The 15,000-nt window shown below is 64.1% G+C and carries 9 protein-coding genes, 2 tRNA genes, 2 rRNA genes and 1 pseudogene (1 of these 14 only partly in view); 9 read left to right on the forward strand and 5 right to left on the reverse strand.

What is annotated here, in order from left to right; translation table 11 throughout:
• Both ACQR1B_RS35655 and ACQR1B_RS35660 read right to left on the reverse strand, forming a co-directional pair.
• Nucleotides 1-412, reverse strand: a pseudogene (locus tag ACQR1B_RS35655) (hypothetical protein); the annotation flags it as partial.
• A gap of 192 nt (nucleotides 413-604) precedes the next feature.
• Complete coding sequence (locus ACQR1B_RS35660; RefSeq protein ID WP_434834233.1) at nucleotides 605-1,336, reverse strand: AfsR/SARP family transcriptional regulator; 732 nt, start codon at nucleotides 1,334-1,336, stop codon at nucleotides 605-607.
• Between the two features lie 372 nt (nucleotides 1,337-1,708).
• Here ACQR1B_RS35660 and ACQR1B_RS35665 point away from each other — a divergent pair, with 372 nt between their 5' ends.
• Nucleotides 1,709-2,128 carry a secondary thiamine-phosphate synthase enzyme YjbQ gene (locus ACQR1B_RS35665; protein WP_434834234.1) on the forward strand — a complete coding sequence of 140 codons (420 nt, stop codon included), beginning with the start codon at nucleotides 1,709-1,711 and terminating at the stop codon, nucleotides 2,126-2,128.
• 115 nt (nucleotides 2,129-2,243) lie between these two features.
• On the forward strand, nucleotides 2,244-2,753 hold the full coding sequence (locus tag ACQR1B_RS35670; protein WP_434834235.1) for an AAA family ATPase: 510 nt from the start codon (nucleotides 2,244-2,246) through the stop codon (nucleotides 2,751-2,753).
• A gap of 15 nt (nucleotides 2,754-2,768) precedes the next feature.
• Here ACQR1B_RS35670 and ACQR1B_RS35675 read toward each other — a convergent pair whose 3' ends face one another.
• Entirely contained in the window at nucleotides 2,769-3,632 is an 864-nt protein-coding gene (locus ACQR1B_RS35675; protein WP_434834236.1) for an alpha/beta fold hydrolase, read from the reverse strand.
• A 269-nt stretch (nucleotides 3,633-3,901) separates the two neighbouring features.
• Between ACQR1B_RS35675 and ACQR1B_RS35680 the strand changes: the two genes are divergently transcribed.
• Nucleotides 3,902-4,555 (forward strand): TIGR02594 family protein, encoded by a 654-nt coding sequence (locus ACQR1B_RS35680; RefSeq protein ID WP_434834237.1) that lies wholly within the window; start codon nucleotides 3,902-3,904, stop codon nucleotides 4,553-4,555.
• A gap of 407 nt (nucleotides 4,556-4,962) precedes the next feature.
• Here the strand turns inward: ACQR1B_RS35680 and ACQR1B_RS35685 are convergent, their stop codons facing one another.
• Nucleotides 4,963-5,748, reverse strand: a complete 786-nt coding sequence (locus ACQR1B_RS35685) for an MOSC domain-containing protein (protein ID WP_434834238.1) — start codon at nucleotides 5,746-5,748, stop codon at nucleotides 4,963-4,965.
• A 222-nt stretch (nucleotides 5,749-5,970) separates the two neighbouring features.
• On the opposite strand from ACQR1B_RS35685, the gene clpB reads away from it, so the two are divergent.
• Together clpB and ACQR1B_RS35695 are read left to right on the forward strand one after the other, a co-directional pair.
• Nucleotides 5,971-8,610, forward strand: coding sequence for an ATP-dependent chaperone ClpB (clpB, locus tag ACQR1B_RS35690; protein WP_434834239.1), 2,640 nt, complete (start codon nucleotides 5,971-5,973; stop codon nucleotides 8,608-8,610).
• A gap of 211 nt (nucleotides 8,611-8,821) precedes the next feature.
• Nucleotides 8,822-9,586: a hypothetical protein gene (locus ACQR1B_RS35695; RefSeq protein WP_434834240.1), complete on the forward strand. Its 765-nt coding sequence runs from the start codon at nucleotides 8,822-8,824 to the stop codon at nucleotides 9,584-9,586.
• Nucleotides 9,587-9,592: 6 nt separating this feature from the next.
• On the opposite strand, the gene ACQR1B_RS35700 is transcribed toward ACQR1B_RS35695, so the two are convergent.
• Nucleotides 9,593-11,653, reverse strand: a complete 2,061-nt coding sequence (locus ACQR1B_RS35700; RefSeq protein WP_434834241.1) for a peptidoglycan DD-metalloendopeptidase family protein — start codon at nucleotides 11,651-11,653, stop codon at nucleotides 9,593-9,595.
• A gap of 805 nt (nucleotides 11,654-12,458) precedes the next feature.
• On the opposite strand from ACQR1B_RS35700, the gene ACQR1B_RS35705 reads away from it, so the two are divergent.
• The 4 genes from ACQR1B_RS35705 to ACQR1B_RS35720 form a co-directional block, all read left to right on the forward strand.
• Nucleotides 12,459-13,947: ribosomal RNA gene (locus ACQR1B_RS35705) — 16S ribosomal RNA — on the forward strand.
• Between the two features lie 245 nt (nucleotides 13,948-14,192).
• Nucleotides 14,193-14,269, forward strand: a tRNA-Ile gene (locus tag ACQR1B_RS35710).
• Nucleotides 14,270-14,363: 94 nt separating this feature from the next.
• Nucleotides 14,364-14,439 (forward strand) — tRNA-Ala (locus ACQR1B_RS35715).
• A gap of 442 nt (nucleotides 14,440-14,881) precedes the next feature.
• Nucleotides 14,882-15,000: ribosomal RNA gene (locus ACQR1B_RS35720) — 23S ribosomal RNA — on the forward strand; it runs 2,740 nt beyond the window's last position.
• The 16S and 23S rRNA genes sit together here with 2 tRNA genes alongside, the layout of an rRNA operon.

Raw genomic sequence — 15,000 nt, forward strand, 5'->3', positions numbered from 1 at the left:
CGAGACCGGTCTGGGCACCCTTGCCGATCTTCTTGAGCACGTTCCAGAAGCCCTGCAGCTCCATGTCGGTCGGGGGCTGCTCGACGGCGGCCTGCATGCCGGGTTGGCCGGCGCTGAAGATGCCGAGGTCGTGACCGACATTGAGGCCGGTCTGGACGCCCTTGCCGATCTTCTTGAGCACGTTCCAGAAGCCCTGCAGCTCCATGTCCGTCGGCTGCTCCCCGCCGGGGCCGGCCGACAACGGCAGGAAGCCGCCGCCGATCTTTCCGATGGCGCCGCCGATATTCCTGCCGGTCTTGCCCCCGATGATCCCGCCGACGAGCCGTCCGGCGGCGCCGCCGAGGATAGAGCCCAAGAACCCTTCCAGTTCGAGTTGACCGATTTCGTCGGTCGACTGCTGCATGCCACTCATGGTGTTCTCCTCACCTGTTGCTTGACCTCTGAGCGACGCGCCCTGTGCCGTTATCAGTTGCGTGGAGTGCGCGGCGCTCGATCGGGGCGGAGGTTGCGCGCCGGGCCGTGATGCAAGTGTCAAGCGGGGCGTGAAAGTGCCGTCAAAATCGGTCGATGGACATGCGAATGGAACAGGCTCGTTTCCGGACGATCAGGCGCGAAGCATGCGCCTGATCTCGCGCTGCAGGCTTTCGGTTTCGATCTCCGGCGTCGCGCCGACCTGCTTCCGCAGGACATTGCGGCAAAAGTCATACTGACGCAGCGCATCCGCCCGGCGACCCTGCTGGGCGTAGCAGCGCATCAACGTGCGGTGAATGTCCTCCTGGAGCGGGTCGGCGGCGAGCACGCGCAGCGAGAACGTCATGGCGATCTCCACACGTTCGCGGCCACCGACATCCAGCAGGCTGGTGATGGCTCGCATCGCTTGCGTCCGCAGCCGCTGGCGCTCGGCGGACAGCCAGGCTTCGAATGCACATGAGGTCGAACCGATGCCCTCGAGCAGTTCCCCGCGATAGAGCGCTGCGGCGCAGGCCAGCGTTGCCAAGTCGTCCGACTGCAGCAGCCGTTCGAAATCCTGAACGTCGGTGCTGACCGCATTCGGACAGATGCGAATGTCGTCGCGCTCGGTCAGAATGACGTCCGCACATTGCGGCAGCACGCGACGCAGCGTCAGCAGGGTCTGTCGCAGGCTGGCGCGCGCGTTGTCGCTGAAGCGCCCTTCCCACAGCATTGCGGCGAGCTTGCTGCGCGAAATGCCCTGCGGAGAGGTCAGGGCGATATAGCCGAGCAGTGTCGCAGCCTTTCGACTCGGGAGCGCGATCGGCTCGCCGGAGACCTGTTTGATTTCGAGACCGCCAAAGAGATTGATCCGCAGCAAATTCATCGTCTCTCTCCTTCGAGTAGCTTCTCGCAGTCACGGCTTCAGGCCTTCGGAGTCGAGCGTCTCGCAATGAGAATGAGCAGCTGCGATCGGGCCGGTCTGGAGCCCTCCGCGCCAAAGGCGAGCCGTCATTGTTCTCGTTGTGATCTTCGAAATGAGATCGGGAATGTAGTTAAGTCTTTCCGAGTAGCGTCCGGTTCATCACTTTTAGGTTGCGTGAACGCGCGGCGGTCGTTTCGGCTGCGCTTGCAGTGTGCACGTCGCCGTGTCCAGTCTAGGTGCGGTTGGACCGGGACAACTGTGAGCTGCGCCACACTTTGGGCGGCGGGCCGGCAGGTGTTCCTCCACCACATTTGCGAATGACGGGAGATGCCCATGAAATCCTTCCGCAAGGAACTCTGGTTCGAGACGCCGGGCCGGCGCGCCTTCGTCAACATCACTGCTGAGGTCGAGGCGGCGCTGAAGGAGAGCGGCGTGCGCGAGGGGCTGGTGCTGGTCAACGCCATGCACATCACGGCCTCCGTCTTCATCAATGACGACGAGAGCGGGCTGCATCACGACTACGAGCAATGGCTGGAGAAACTGGCGCCGCACGAGCCGGTGGCGGGCTATCGCCACAACCGCACCGGCGAGGACAATGCCGACGCCCACATGAAGCGCCAGATCATGGGGCGCGAGGTCGTGGTCGCGATCACCGGCGGCAAGCTCGATTTCGGCCCGTGGGAGCAGATCTTCTACGGCGAGTTCGACGGCGGACGGCGCAAGCGGGCGCTGATCAAGATCATCGGGGAGTAGGGCATGCTGGCCGCAATGGCCATTCGGAAACGGTCGACCGAGCCGCGATCGAAGCTTCGAGCGGATGGGCCATTGCGGATTTCGTGCGCCTGTTCGACGGTGAGGCATGGCAACGATGCAACGACCGGCCTTGATCGTCTTCGGCGGACTCCCGGGCACCGGGAAGACGACGGTTGCCCGGCAGCTGTCGATCCGGCTCGATGCCGTCTATCTCCGTGTCGATGCGATCGAGCAGGCGTTGCGCGCGGCGGGCGCCGACGTCGGCGCGTTGGGCTATGTCATCGCCAACGCGCTGGCGGCGGAGAACCTGAGGCTTGGCCGCACCGTGGTCGCTGATTGCGTGAACCCGGTCCTTGCGAGCCGTCTCGGCTGGCGGCGCACCGCGTCGCAGAGTTCGGCGCGCATGGTCGAGATCGAGCTCGTCTGCAGCGATCGGGCTGTGCACCGCCGGCGCGCCGAACGGCGGTCGCCCGATATCGAGGGGCTGCGACAGCCGAGCTGGGATGAGATCGTGACACGGCACTATGAGCCGTGGGACCGCGAGCATCTCGTGCTCGATACGGCCACCAACTCGCTCGAGGCGCTGGTCGATGGCGCCGAGGCCTGTGTCCGCGGTCACGCCTGATCGCCGGGGCGCCGGCTATCCCGCGATCGACCTGGGATCGCGAACGCTCCACCGCCCGGCCTCCACCAGTGCGATGAACCGCTCGACGGCCTCGTTGAACAATGCCGGCTCCTCCAAATTCAGCACGTGGCCGGACTTGGGGAAGAAGGTCAGGCCCGACGCCGGCAGATGCCGCTTCAGGAACAGGCTCGGTTCGATGCAGGCGTCGTCCTCGTCGCCGCAGATGATCAGGGCCGGCGTCGCGACGCGGCGGATGGCGTCCGCCATCGTGTAGATCGAGGGCCGGGCGCCCTGGAAGCCGCGCATGGTGTTGGCCGATCCCCTCGCATCGTGGCGGGCCAGCGCGGCATAGAAGTCGGCGTGACCGCGCGGGTCCTTGACCAGGAAGGGGATGCGGCCGGGCGCCTCGCGGGTGACCTTGGCGGTCTCGGCCGAGCCCAAGGTCTCGAACTGCTCGGCGGTGGCGCGGCACTGGGCGCGGAAGGCACCGAGCTGCTCCAGGCTGGAGCCGGAGCCGACGCCGGCCAGCACCATCGAGCGGATGCGATCGGGCGCGTTCAGCGCCACCTGTAGCGCGGAGTAAGAGCCCATCGACAGGCCGACAAAATGGGCGCTGTCGATGCCGAGATGGTCGAGCACCGCCAGCGCGTCGGTATAGAAATGCACATGGCTGTAGACGTCGGCCGAGGCGGGGACGTCCGACGGCGTATAGCCGCGGGCGGAATAGGCGATGCAGCGGTGGCGCCGCGCGAAGTTGCGCAGCTGCGGCTCCCAATTGGTGTGGTCGGCGGCGAACTCGTGCAGGAAGATGAGCGGCGTGCCCGCGCCGACCTCTTCGAAATAGAGGCGAACGCCGTCTTTCGCCGTGGCATGTGGCATCGTCAGTCCTCCCGTGTCGCGTGCCGCATCATGACGAGTCGCGCGAGGCGCGACAATGCAGCGGCCGGCTGCTTTGGTTTCGCCGTAGAACAAGCCCAGAATCGCCCTTCATCCGCCTGCTTTTTGCCACGCATGGTCATGTTTTCGTCACAGCGCGACGTTTTACGGGCCGCCGCCAACGGCTCGCAGACGGGCCGGGCTGAGAACGAGGGGGTGCCAGGTCGGGTGCTCAAGTCAGGGTACTCGGGGGAATAACAGAAGGAATGAGTATGGTAGTGTCTAACCTTCGCCGGTCGTTTTGCATCATCGTGCTGACCCTGTCCGCGGTCGTGATCGCCGCCAGCGCGACGCCGGCTTCGGCCCGTCCTCATCATGGCTCCGGGCATCACGCCCATCGCAGCCACGGCGGCCATCACTATGCGAGACATCATCACCATCGTCGGTCCGCCGCCCGGATGTCGCGCTGGGAGCGCGGCGTGGCGCGGATGCAGGTGAGCGGTGTCGCCGATGCGCAGGCCAGCGTCATGATGCCCGGCACGGCTGCCGAGGGCATGTCGATCTCCGGCGGCTTCGGCGGCGGCAGCGTCGTGTCCGCGGCGCGCAGCTTCATCGGCGGCGGCAATCCGACCGGCCGGCGCAGCCTGTGGTGCGCGCGCTTCATGAACATGGTGCTGGAGCGCACCGGCCATCGCGGCACCGGCTCCGACATGGCGCGCTCGTTTGCGAGCTACGGCCAGCGCGTCTCCGGCCCGCAGGTCGGCGCCATCGCCGTCATGAGCCGCCGCGGCGGCGGCCATGTCGGCGTGGTCTCGGGTGTCGATGCCCAGGGCAATCCGATCGTCATCTCCGGCAACAACGGCAACCGCGTCCGCGAGACCGCGGTGTCGCGGGGCCGCGTGTTCGCCTACGTACTGCCGAACTGATCAATCTCTGAACTGATGAGTTGAGGTCGCGCTGCTTGCGCAGTCTGCGCCTCCCCCGCGTGCGGGGGAGGTCGCATCGTGAGATGCGATGCGGGTGGGGAAGTTTCTCCCCACGAAGATCTTCGGGTGAGTCCTCCACCCCAGCCCTCTCCCCGCAAGCGCAGGGGAATCGCATTTGAAGAAATGGAGCAATTGCTCCGGGGGCGACGGCCAATGAGTTACTCCGTCATGCCCGGGCTTGTCCCGGGCATCCACGTGGTTCTCAGCATGCCGGACGACGTGGATGGCCGGGACAGGCCCGGCCATGACGGCGTGGAAACAGACGAGCGCAATATGTAGAGCGCCATATGCTATCACCCTGCCCGCAAGCGGCAGGGGGCGCACCGGCGGAGCGGGGAGAGTCGGCGCTACAACAAACTCGGCTGCTCCACCGCGAGCTCATCGCCGACGGCGATGTCTCCCGCTGCGATGACCTCGGCGTAGATGCCGCATTCGTTGTTGCCGCGATGCTGGAGCAGCGCGGGCGGGATGTCGAGGTCGCGGGCGGCGGTGTCGGGATCGACGTTGACGGCGGCGCAGCGGGTGGTGGTCTTCACCACCTCGAGCCGCGCCGATCCGATGCGCAGGACCTCGCCCAGCAGCGCGGCCTCGTGCCAGGCCGGCCAGCCGGTGACGTAGATGTTGGCGCGGAAGCGCAACGGATGCACGGTCGCGCCGACCAGCGTCTCGATCTCCGCGACGGAAGCGAGGTTGATGATCGAGACCACCTTGCGCGCCAGATCCGTGAAGCTGTAGCCGCCGCCTGACAGCAGTCTTGGCGGCCCGCGCAACTCGTCGGCGAACTCGGCGGCGGCGAAGCGCTCGATGGCGGCGCGGCCTTCGGCGGTTTCGAGGTCGCCTCGTGCGACGACCTCGTCGCCGCGACGGATGGTGAGGACATTGGTGGCGTCGTCGAACGCCGTCTTGAAGCCGGCGAGGCGCTCGTTGCGCATCAGCATCAGATAGGCGGTCTTGGGCCGCCAGACCGGCGCCGCCGGATCGAAGCCGGACGGCCCGTTCTCGATCGCGTAGCGGCGGTCGGCCGGCAGCGTCTGCCCGACCCGCAACGGGGCCGCCGGCAGCGGTTCCGGGGTGAGGCCCTTGACCGGATAGCGGTAAAGGCCGGTGATGCGGGCGGGAGGAGTGCGGCTCATGTCGCGTCATAGGAGATTCCGGCCGGGCCGGCCAGGGCACACGAATTTGTGAAACGGCCCCTTCCGTTTTTGGCGGGCCTTCCCACATTTCAGCTCAAGCCGGGCGCAAGCCGGCGACGTGGATGGTTGCGGCGTTGACGGACGTCAACGTGCACGACCGAAACCCAATGAAGATGCTGGAACCGTGCCTTCGGGGCGTGACGGCAGGCTGAGGGAAACATCATGAATATCGACAAATATACCGAACGCGCACGGGGCTTCATTCAATCGGCGCAGTCGCTGGCGGTGCGCGACGGCCATCAGCAGTTCTCGCCGCTGCATCTGCTCAAGGTTCTGCTCGACGACGGCGAGGGACTCGCGGGCGGTCTGATCGATCGCGCCGGCGGCAATTCGCGCGCGATCCTGAAAGCCACCGAGGACGCGCTCGGCAAGCTGCCGAAAGTGTCGGGCAGCGGCGCCGGGCAGATCTATCTGTCGCCCGAACTGGCGCGCGCCTTCGACGCGGCGGAGAAGGCGGCCGAGAAGGCCAGCGACAGCTTCGTTACAGTCGAGCGGCTGCTGCTAGGGCTGACGCTGGAAAAGAACAGCGAAGCGGGAAGCATTCTCGCCAAGGGCGGCGTCACCGCACAGAACCTCAACGCAGCGATCGAATCCCTGCGCAAGGGGCGCACGGCCGACTCGGCGACCGCCGAGAACGCCTATGATGCGCTGAAGAAATATGCCCGCGACCTGACCCAGGCGGCGCGCGACGGCAAGCTCGATCCGGTCATCGGCCGCGACGAGGAGATCCGCCGCACCATCCAGGTGCTGTCGCGGCGCACCAAGAACAATCCCGTGCTGATCGGCGAGCCCGGCGTCGGCAAGACCGCGATCGTCGAGGGGCTGGCGCTGCGCATCGTCAATGGCGACGTGCCGGAGAGCCTGAAGGACAAGCGGCTGCTGTCGCTCGATCTCGGTGCCTTGATTGCCGGCGCGAAATATCGCGGCGAGTTCGAAGAGCGGCTGAAGGCCGTGCTGCAGGAGGTCACGGGGGCTGAAGGCGCGTTCGTGCTGTTCATCGACGAGATGCACACGCTGATCGGCGCCGGCAAGGCCGACGGCGCGATGGATGCGTCGAACCTGTTGAAGCCCGCGCTTGCGCGCGGCGAACTGCATTGCATCGGCGCGACCACGCTCGACGAGTATCAGAAGCATGTCGAGAAGGATGCCGCGCTGGCGCGGCGCTTCCAGCCGGTCTACGTCACCGAGCCGACGGTCGAGGACACCATCTCGATCCTGCGCGGGCTGAAGGACAAATACGAGCAGCATCACGGTGTGCGCATCACCGATTCCGCGCTGGTGGCTTCCGCCACGCTGTCGAACCGCTACATCACCGACCGCTTCCTGCCCGACAAGGCCATCGACCTGATGGACGAGGCGGCGGCGCGGCTGAAGATGCAGGTCGACAGCAAGCCGGAGGAGCTGGACTCGCTCGACCGCGAGATCATCCGGCTCAAGATCGAGCAGGAGGCGCTGAAGAAGGAGAGCGATGTCGGCTCCAAGACCCGGCTGCAGGCGCTGGAGAAGGAGCTCGCCGATCTCGAGGAGAAGTCGTCGGCCCTGACGTCGAAGTGGAGCGCCGAGAAGGACAAGCTGTCGAACGCGCAGAAGCTCAAGAGCGAGCTCGACGGCCTGCGCATCGAGCTCGCCAACGCGCAGCGCCGCGGCGAGTATCAGAAGGCGGGCGAGCTGGCCTATGGCCGGATTCCCGAATTGGAGAAGCGGCTGGCCGACATCGAGGCCAAGGAGAATGCCGGCGAGATGATGGAGGAGGCGGTCACCGCCAACCACATCGCGCAGGTGGTGTCGCGCTGGACCGGTGTGCCGGTCGACAAGATGCTCGAGGGCGAGAAGGACAAGCTGCTGCGGATGGAGGAGAGCCTCGGCAAGCGCGTCGTCGGCCAGTTCGAGGCGGTGCATGCGGTCGCGACCGCGGTGCGGCGCTCGCGCGCCGGCCTGCAGGACCCGCACCGGCCGATGGGCTCGTTCATGTTCTTAGGGCCCACCGGTGTCGGCAAGACCGAGCTGACCAAGGCGCTCGCCGAATATCTGTTCAACGACGAGACCGCGATGGTCCGCCTCGACATGTCCGAGTACATGGAGAAGCACTCGGTGTCGCGGCTGATCGGCGCGCCTCCCGGCTATGTCGGCTATGACGAGGGCGGGGCGCTGACCGAAGCCGTGCGACGCCGGCCGTACCAGGTCGTGCTGTTCGACGAGATCGAGAAGGCGCATCCGGATGTCTTCAACGTGCTGCTGCAGGTGCTCGACGATGGCCGCCTGACCGACGGCCAGGGCCGCACCGTCGACTTCCGCAACACGCTGATCATCATGACCAGCAATCTCGGCTCCGAGTTCCTGGTCAATCAGCCGGAGGGCGAGGATACGTCCGAGGTGCGCGAACTGGTGATGGGCACGGTGCGGAGCCATTTCCGCCCCGAGTTCCTCAACCGCGTCGACGAGATCATCCTGTTCCACCGCTTGCAGAAGAGCGAGATGGGCCGGATCGTCGAGATCCAGTTCTCACGACTCCAAAAGCTGCTGGAGGAGCGCAAGATCACCTTGTCGCTCGATGCCGACGCGCGCGACTGGCTCGCCGCCAAGGGTTGGGACCCGGCCTATGGCGCCCGTCCCTTGAAGCGGGTGATCCAGCGCAGCGTGCAGGATCCGCTCGCGGAGATGATCCTCGCCGGCGACATCAGCGACGGCGACAAGGTCGCGATCTCCTCGGAAGGCAACGTGCTGACCTTCAACGGCAAGGCGCATCGCACCGCCGAGATTGCGACCTTCGAGGCGCCGATCCCGAAGCGCAAGCTGAACTGAGTGCAGCCGCGCTGCGGATGTGTCGGTCAAGGGCCCCCGCCATGTGGCGGGGGCTTTTTGCTGAAAGGTATCTCGCTCCGTCTCAACTAAAGAGCGTGTTGTAGAAAGGAAACACGCGACGCGTATCGTCAGGGCGATCGCCGTTTCCCGTTGCGCGGCCTCGCGCGCGGTCATCACAATCTCGCCGTGTATGTGGCGGGGAGGGCGTGCGATGCGGATGGTCACGGTCGGACGACAGAAGCCGGGCGGACGAAGCAGGGTGTGGCGCAGGTGGGTGCGGGCCGCCGGCCTGCTCAGCGTGGTCGGTCTCGGCGCGTGTGCGCAATGGGCCGGCAATGGGCCGGCCGTCGACGACGCGGTCATTCTTGCGCGGGTGAATGCCTGCAACGGGCCAAACGACGGGCCGAAGGCCGCGAATGACTACATGCAGGTCGGGTTCGCCAACGTCTACGCGGCCTGCGAGGCGTTCTTCGTCAACGCGACCAAATTCCAGCAGAACGCGTTGGCGACCAACCAGACACTCGATGCCGGCCTGGTTGGCGCGACGTCGATCATCAACGCGACGAGCTCGACGGCTGCGGCATTGAAAGCCATCACGATCACGACGGCGGGGATCGTGTTCGGCAAGGCGATCCTCAACGACTACGTCACCGTCTACACATTCGGCACGCATCTCTACAAGGTGAGGCAGCTGGTCCATGACGACATGGACAACTTCGCCGCCAATGTCGGCGTGCCCGCCGACACCTGCATCGCCTATGCGAGCGTCCAGAAGCTTGCGATCAAATGCACGATCGCCAACATGCAGGCATTGCTGGACGCCCAGGTCGCGATCCCCTCGCAGACGGTGTCCCATGCCTCTCCTGCGCCGGCGGCGGCACGCGCCGCGGCGCTGCGCACGTTGCGGGCCGCGCCCGAATTCGTGGCGCCGGTGCAGGGGACGTCGCGGGTCGGCTCCACCGTGGTGCCGCGCTGACTCGGATCAGCGGCTCACCTGGATCGGCAGCGGGCTGGCATCGGACATGCGCGAGGTGCCGTTGCGGCCGGTCAACATCTGGTCGACGCGGTCGCGCTCCTTCTCGAAGCCCGCCATGATCTGGCCTTCGAGCGAGCGGCCGCGCGGCAGCTTCACGCGCATCGGGTCGACGAAGCGGCCGTTGACCAGGATCTCGTAGTGGACGTGCGGGCCCGTCGACATGCCGGTCGAGCCGACGAAGCCGATGACCTGGCCCTGGCGCACGCGCTTGCCGGGCTCCATGCCCTTGGCAAAGGCGGACAAATGGCCGTAGGCGGTCTCGTAGCCGTTGTTGTGCTTGATGCGGATGTACTTGCCGTAGCCGCCTTCCATGCCGACCTTTTCGAGCACGCCGTTGCCGGAGGCGAAGATCGGCGTGCCGTAGGCGGTGGCCCAGTCGACGCCGGTGTGCATCTTCACATAGCCGAGGATCGGATGGCGGCGGCCGCCGAAGCCGGAGCGCATGATCGCGTTGTTGACCGGTTTGCGCACCAGGAACTTCTTCGCGCTCTTGCCGGTCTCGTCGTAATAATCGACGACGCTGTCGTCCGGGGTCTGGAAGCGGTAGTATTTCTTGGTCTCGCCGCCGACCGTGAGCGAGGCATACAGCACTTCGCTCTTGTCGTTGTTGCCGGGCTTGTCGTCGTCGTCGCCGGCATAGAAGACGTCGAACGAATCGCCTGGCTGCACCTTGCGCTGGAAGTCGACGTCGTAGGAGTAGATCCTGATCATGTCGTCGATGACCGGCGCCGGCACCTTGTTGCGCATCGCCGTCTCGTAGATGCTCTGGTAGAGGCGGACGCCGGTGCCGTCATCCTCCTCGTCATTGCCGTTGTCGGCGGTCTCGGTCACCGTATTCATGCTCTGCACGTCGACGGCGACGTATCGGCCGAGATCCGACAGCGCCGCGACCGCCTCGATCACGGTGTCGTTGGCGACGATGACGCGGAACGGCTGCAGCCGCGCGCCCGGGGCGGGGCTGGCAGGCGCCATCAGGATCCGCAGCTTCTCGCCTTCCTTGAGGCCGCCGTCACGGCCGCGGGCGCCGAGCTGGGCCGCGATCGCCCGGGCCTCGTCCGGCGTGGCGCCCTGATCGCGCAGGATGGAGGCGACCGTGTCGCCCTTCTTGACCAGATGGACGCGCTCGCCGAGCGGATTGCCGCCGGTGATCTGGTCCTTGGTCTTGGGCAGCAGGGTCACGTTCTCCGGCACCACGCGGGTCTCGAAACCGGCATAGGGATCGGGCGAGGTGCCGTCATTGGCATAGGACAGTTTCAGGTCGCCCTGCGCGCCGGTGGCGTCCGCAGCGGCATTGGCGAGCGAGGCATAGCGGACGCCGCCATTGTTGCCGCGCCAGTTCGCCGCATCACGGACCCGCATGACGATTTCGTCGAGCGCCACCGAGGCCGCAATCTTCGCCTTCGGCAACACGGTCGCGAGGTCCTTGGTGACGAAGGAGACTTCGGCATCGGGCTCGACGGCTGCGGGATTGTTGGGATCCTCGCCGGCGCCCGACTTGTCGGCGTCATTGTCGGGGTCGGTGAGGAGCCGTTGCGCATTGAACGGCGGAATTTTGGCCGAGAGATCGCTCGTGGTCATCGAGAGGTTGCCCGAGATCCGCACATAGGGGCGGACCCGGATCAGCTCGCGGGACCCGGCACGGGTCACGGTGGAGACGCGGACGACGTTGCGCGCGGCCGCAGCTTCGCTCGGCGGCGGCAGCCGGTCGCTCTTGCGCAGGGTGGCGACGCGGTCGTTGGCGCCGAACGCGCCACGCAGCGCGCTTTCCATCCGTTCCGGCATGCGTGCAAAGGTCATCTCGCCGTCGAGCGAGGCGAAAACGGCGCCGCCGATCAGGGCTGCGCCGCAGAGACCCGTCAGAATCGTGCCCGAGAACCATTGGACGGAGACACGGCGGCGGTCGATGACCGCTGCCTCGGAGCCATCGACCGATAGCGGCGGCTCATGACCGAGATCGATCATGCCGATCTCGCGTCCATACCCCCCGCGTGACGTCCGATGGTTCAACCTAAGTCCCCCAAGTTCAAAGTCAGCACCGAGATCACTCAGCTGCCGGTTGGCTTACCGTTCAAGACAAACGGCTCGGAATGATGGCGCGTCTCTGACGGTTCGAGGCGCTTGGGCTTGGACCCCGCGAATCCGCGAACCGCTGTTGTTCTTTAGGATCTCTCGATGTCGTCTCGGTCGTCTCAATCAGGCGAAGGGCTCGCCGTTTCCTTGATCTGGATCACCGTGAATTACTGGCGCTCCCCGCCGGAGCCAAATCACCCAGGTCGATGCTTAACAAATCGTCGCAGGATTGTGGCCCAAGTGGGGCACGATGTCCGCAAGAAATCGGGCTTTCCGGGCTCCCGGAAAAAAATGATTCGTTGCGACGATTTCGTGAAATTGGTCGTTGACACCCCGAACCGACCCCCCTATAAGCACGATCACTGAACGCGGCGCCGCTTCGGGACACACCGGGGCGAGCACACGCGTCAATGTTGCTCCTCACTTTCGTTGAGTGGTGCACAACCGGTAGAACCCGGTTGACCATCGCCGTCGAAAGAGGTTGAGCGACCCCTCTCGAAGAGGGTGGGACTGAGGTCCCGGGCTGTTTGACAAGTGAAGATGAAGAAAGAGAAACGTGGACGGCGGAGTCCTTGCGGGTCTCGGGATTGAGAGCTTCGGCTTTTGGTTCTGGGATCGGACGAGAAGACTTCGGCGGACAATGTTTCAAAGGTAACACCATGGTTTTCGCGCTGTGAAGCGTGGAGATCGATTGGTGGGACCTCGTCAAACGTTGTGATCAGCCGGTTCAAAGCTTCAAGTTCAACTTGAGAGTTTGATCCTGGCTCAGAGCGAACGCTGGCGGCAGGCTTAACACATGCAAGTCGAGCGGGCGTAGCAATACGTCAGCGGCAGACGGGTGAGTAACGCGTGGGAACGTACCTTTTGGTTCGGAACAACACAGGGAAACTTGTGCTAATACCGGATAAGCCCTTACGGGGAAAGATTTATCGCCGAAAGATCGGCCCGCGTCTGATTAGCTAGTTGGTGGGGTAATGGCCCACCAAGGCGACGATCAGTAGCTGGTCTGAGAGGATGATCAGCCACATTGGGACTGAGACACGGCCCAAACTCCTACGGGAGGCAGCAGTGGGGAATATTGGACAATGGGGGCAACCCTGATCCAGCCATGCCGCGTGAGTGATGAAGGCCCTAGGGTTGTAAAGCTCTTTTGTGCGGGAAGATAATGACGGTACCGCAAGAATAAGCCCCGGCTAACTTCGTGCCAGCAGCCGCGGTAATACGAAGGGGGCTAGCGTTGCTCGGAATCACTGGGCGTAAAGGGTGCGTAGGCGGGTCTTTAAGTCAGGGGTGAAATCCTGGAGCTCAACTCCAGAACTGCCTTTGATACTGAAGATCTTGAGTTCGGGAGAGGTGAGTGGAACTGCGAGTGTAGAGGTGAAATTCGTAGATATTCGCAAGAACACCAGTGGCGAAGGCGGCTCACTGGCCCGATACTGACGCTGAGGCACGAAAGCGTGGGGAGCAAACAGGATTAGATACCCTGGTAGTCCACGCCGTAAACGATGAATGCCAGCCGTTGGTGGGTTTACTCACCAGTGGCGCAGCTAACGCTTTAAGCATTCCGCCTGGGGAGTACGGTCGCAAGATTAAAACTCAAAGGAATTGACGGGGGCCCGCACAAGCGGTGGAGCATGTGGTTTAATTCGACGCAACGCGCAGAACCTTACCAGCCCTTGACATGTTTGGGACCGGTCGCAGAGACGTGACCTTCTCTTCGGAGCCCGAAACACAGGTGCTGCATGGCTGTCGTCAGCTCGTGTCGTGAGATGTTGGGTTAAGTCCCGCAACGAGCGCAACCCCCGTCCTTAGTTGCTACCATTTAGTTGAGCACTCTAAGGAGACTGCCGGTGATAAGCCGCGAGGAAGGTGGGGATGACGTCAAGTCCTCATGGCCCTTACGGGCTGGGCTACACACGTGCTACAATGGCGGTGACAGTGGGAAGCTAAGGGGCAACCCTTCGCAAATCTCAAAAAGCCGTCTCAGTTCGGATTGGGCTCTGCAACTCGAGCCCATGAAGTTGGAATCGCTAGTAATCGTGGATCAGCACGCCACGGTGAATACGTTCCCGGGCCTTGTACACACCGCCCGTCACACCATGGGAGTTGGCTTTACCTGAAGGCGGTGCGCTAACCAGCAATGGAGGCAGCCGACCACGGTAGGGTCAGCGACTGGGGTGAAGTCGTAACAAGGTAGCCGTAGGGGAACCTGCGGCTGGATCACCTCCTTTCTAAGGATGGCTCTTCAGCATGATCTTCGGATCGACTGGTCTTCGGATTGGTCAGCTATCGAGCTGTTTTAGAAACATCAGGGACCAACACGATCGCCAGATCGGGTTGAGTTCCATTGGCGGGATTTCGCCGTCTTCGTTTCTCTTTCTTCGCGGACGAACACGCTGCCTGAGGGCTTGCGCTGTGCAGGGTCTGGCGCGTGAGCGCCGGTCGCGCCGGTGCGAACGGGCCTTTCGAGCGTTACGGGCTTGTAGCTCAGTTGGTTAGAGCGCGCGCTTGATAAGCGTGAGGTCGGAAGTTCAAGTCTTCCCAGGCCCACCAATCTTCGCGCCTGCCGGCGCTATTGCCTGGCAAGCCATTTGGTAAGCCAATCGTCTCGACGATCGCGCTACATTGCATTCGTCTTTCCGAGTATGGGGCCTTAGCTCAGCTGGGAGAGCGCGTGCTTTGCAAGCATGAGGTCGTCGGTTCGATCCCGACAGGCTCCACCACGCTTCGCCCTTCGGGCTACGCGTGGCGCGGCCAGAAAGCTGCTGCTAGCGTGTTCAAATTCGTCCGCGAGACAACATTTCGCATTGTCTGGTCCTCACCGGGACTTCAGGCAACTGCGTGTTATCTGACATCGTGAAGAGGAGATCGATCCGAGTAGGGTCGTGCAATGAGGGCCACCGCGCAAGCGGTCCGCACCTCGACTTTGCACCGACGCCTTCACTATCTCCGGGTCATTTCGGCGCAAGCTGAACGCTGTGAAGCGGGCTGCTTGTTGTAAATGACTCTGTTGGCTGCGCTTGACCGCACGGCCATCGGTTCGATCTTAAGAAGCAAGCTGGTCTTTCTAATCAGTGTCCTGCAGCTCACTAACGCCTGGTCCTTCGGGGGCAGGTGAGTGGCTGACAACATTCTGCCGAGTGTGTGGACATTGATAATGAGAGCAATCAAGTGCCTTAAGGGTGTTCGGTGGATGCCTTGGCGCTGAGAGGCGATGAAGGACGTGCTACGCTGCGATAAGCCGTGGGGAGCTGCGAAGAAGCTTTGATCCGCGGATTTCCGAA

The organism is Bradyrhizobium oligotrophicum (assembly GCF_051168495.1).
Classification (GTDB): domain Bacteria; phylum Pseudomonadota; class Alphaproteobacteria; order Rhizobiales; family Xanthobacteraceae; genus Bradyrhizobium; species Bradyrhizobium oligotrophicum_A.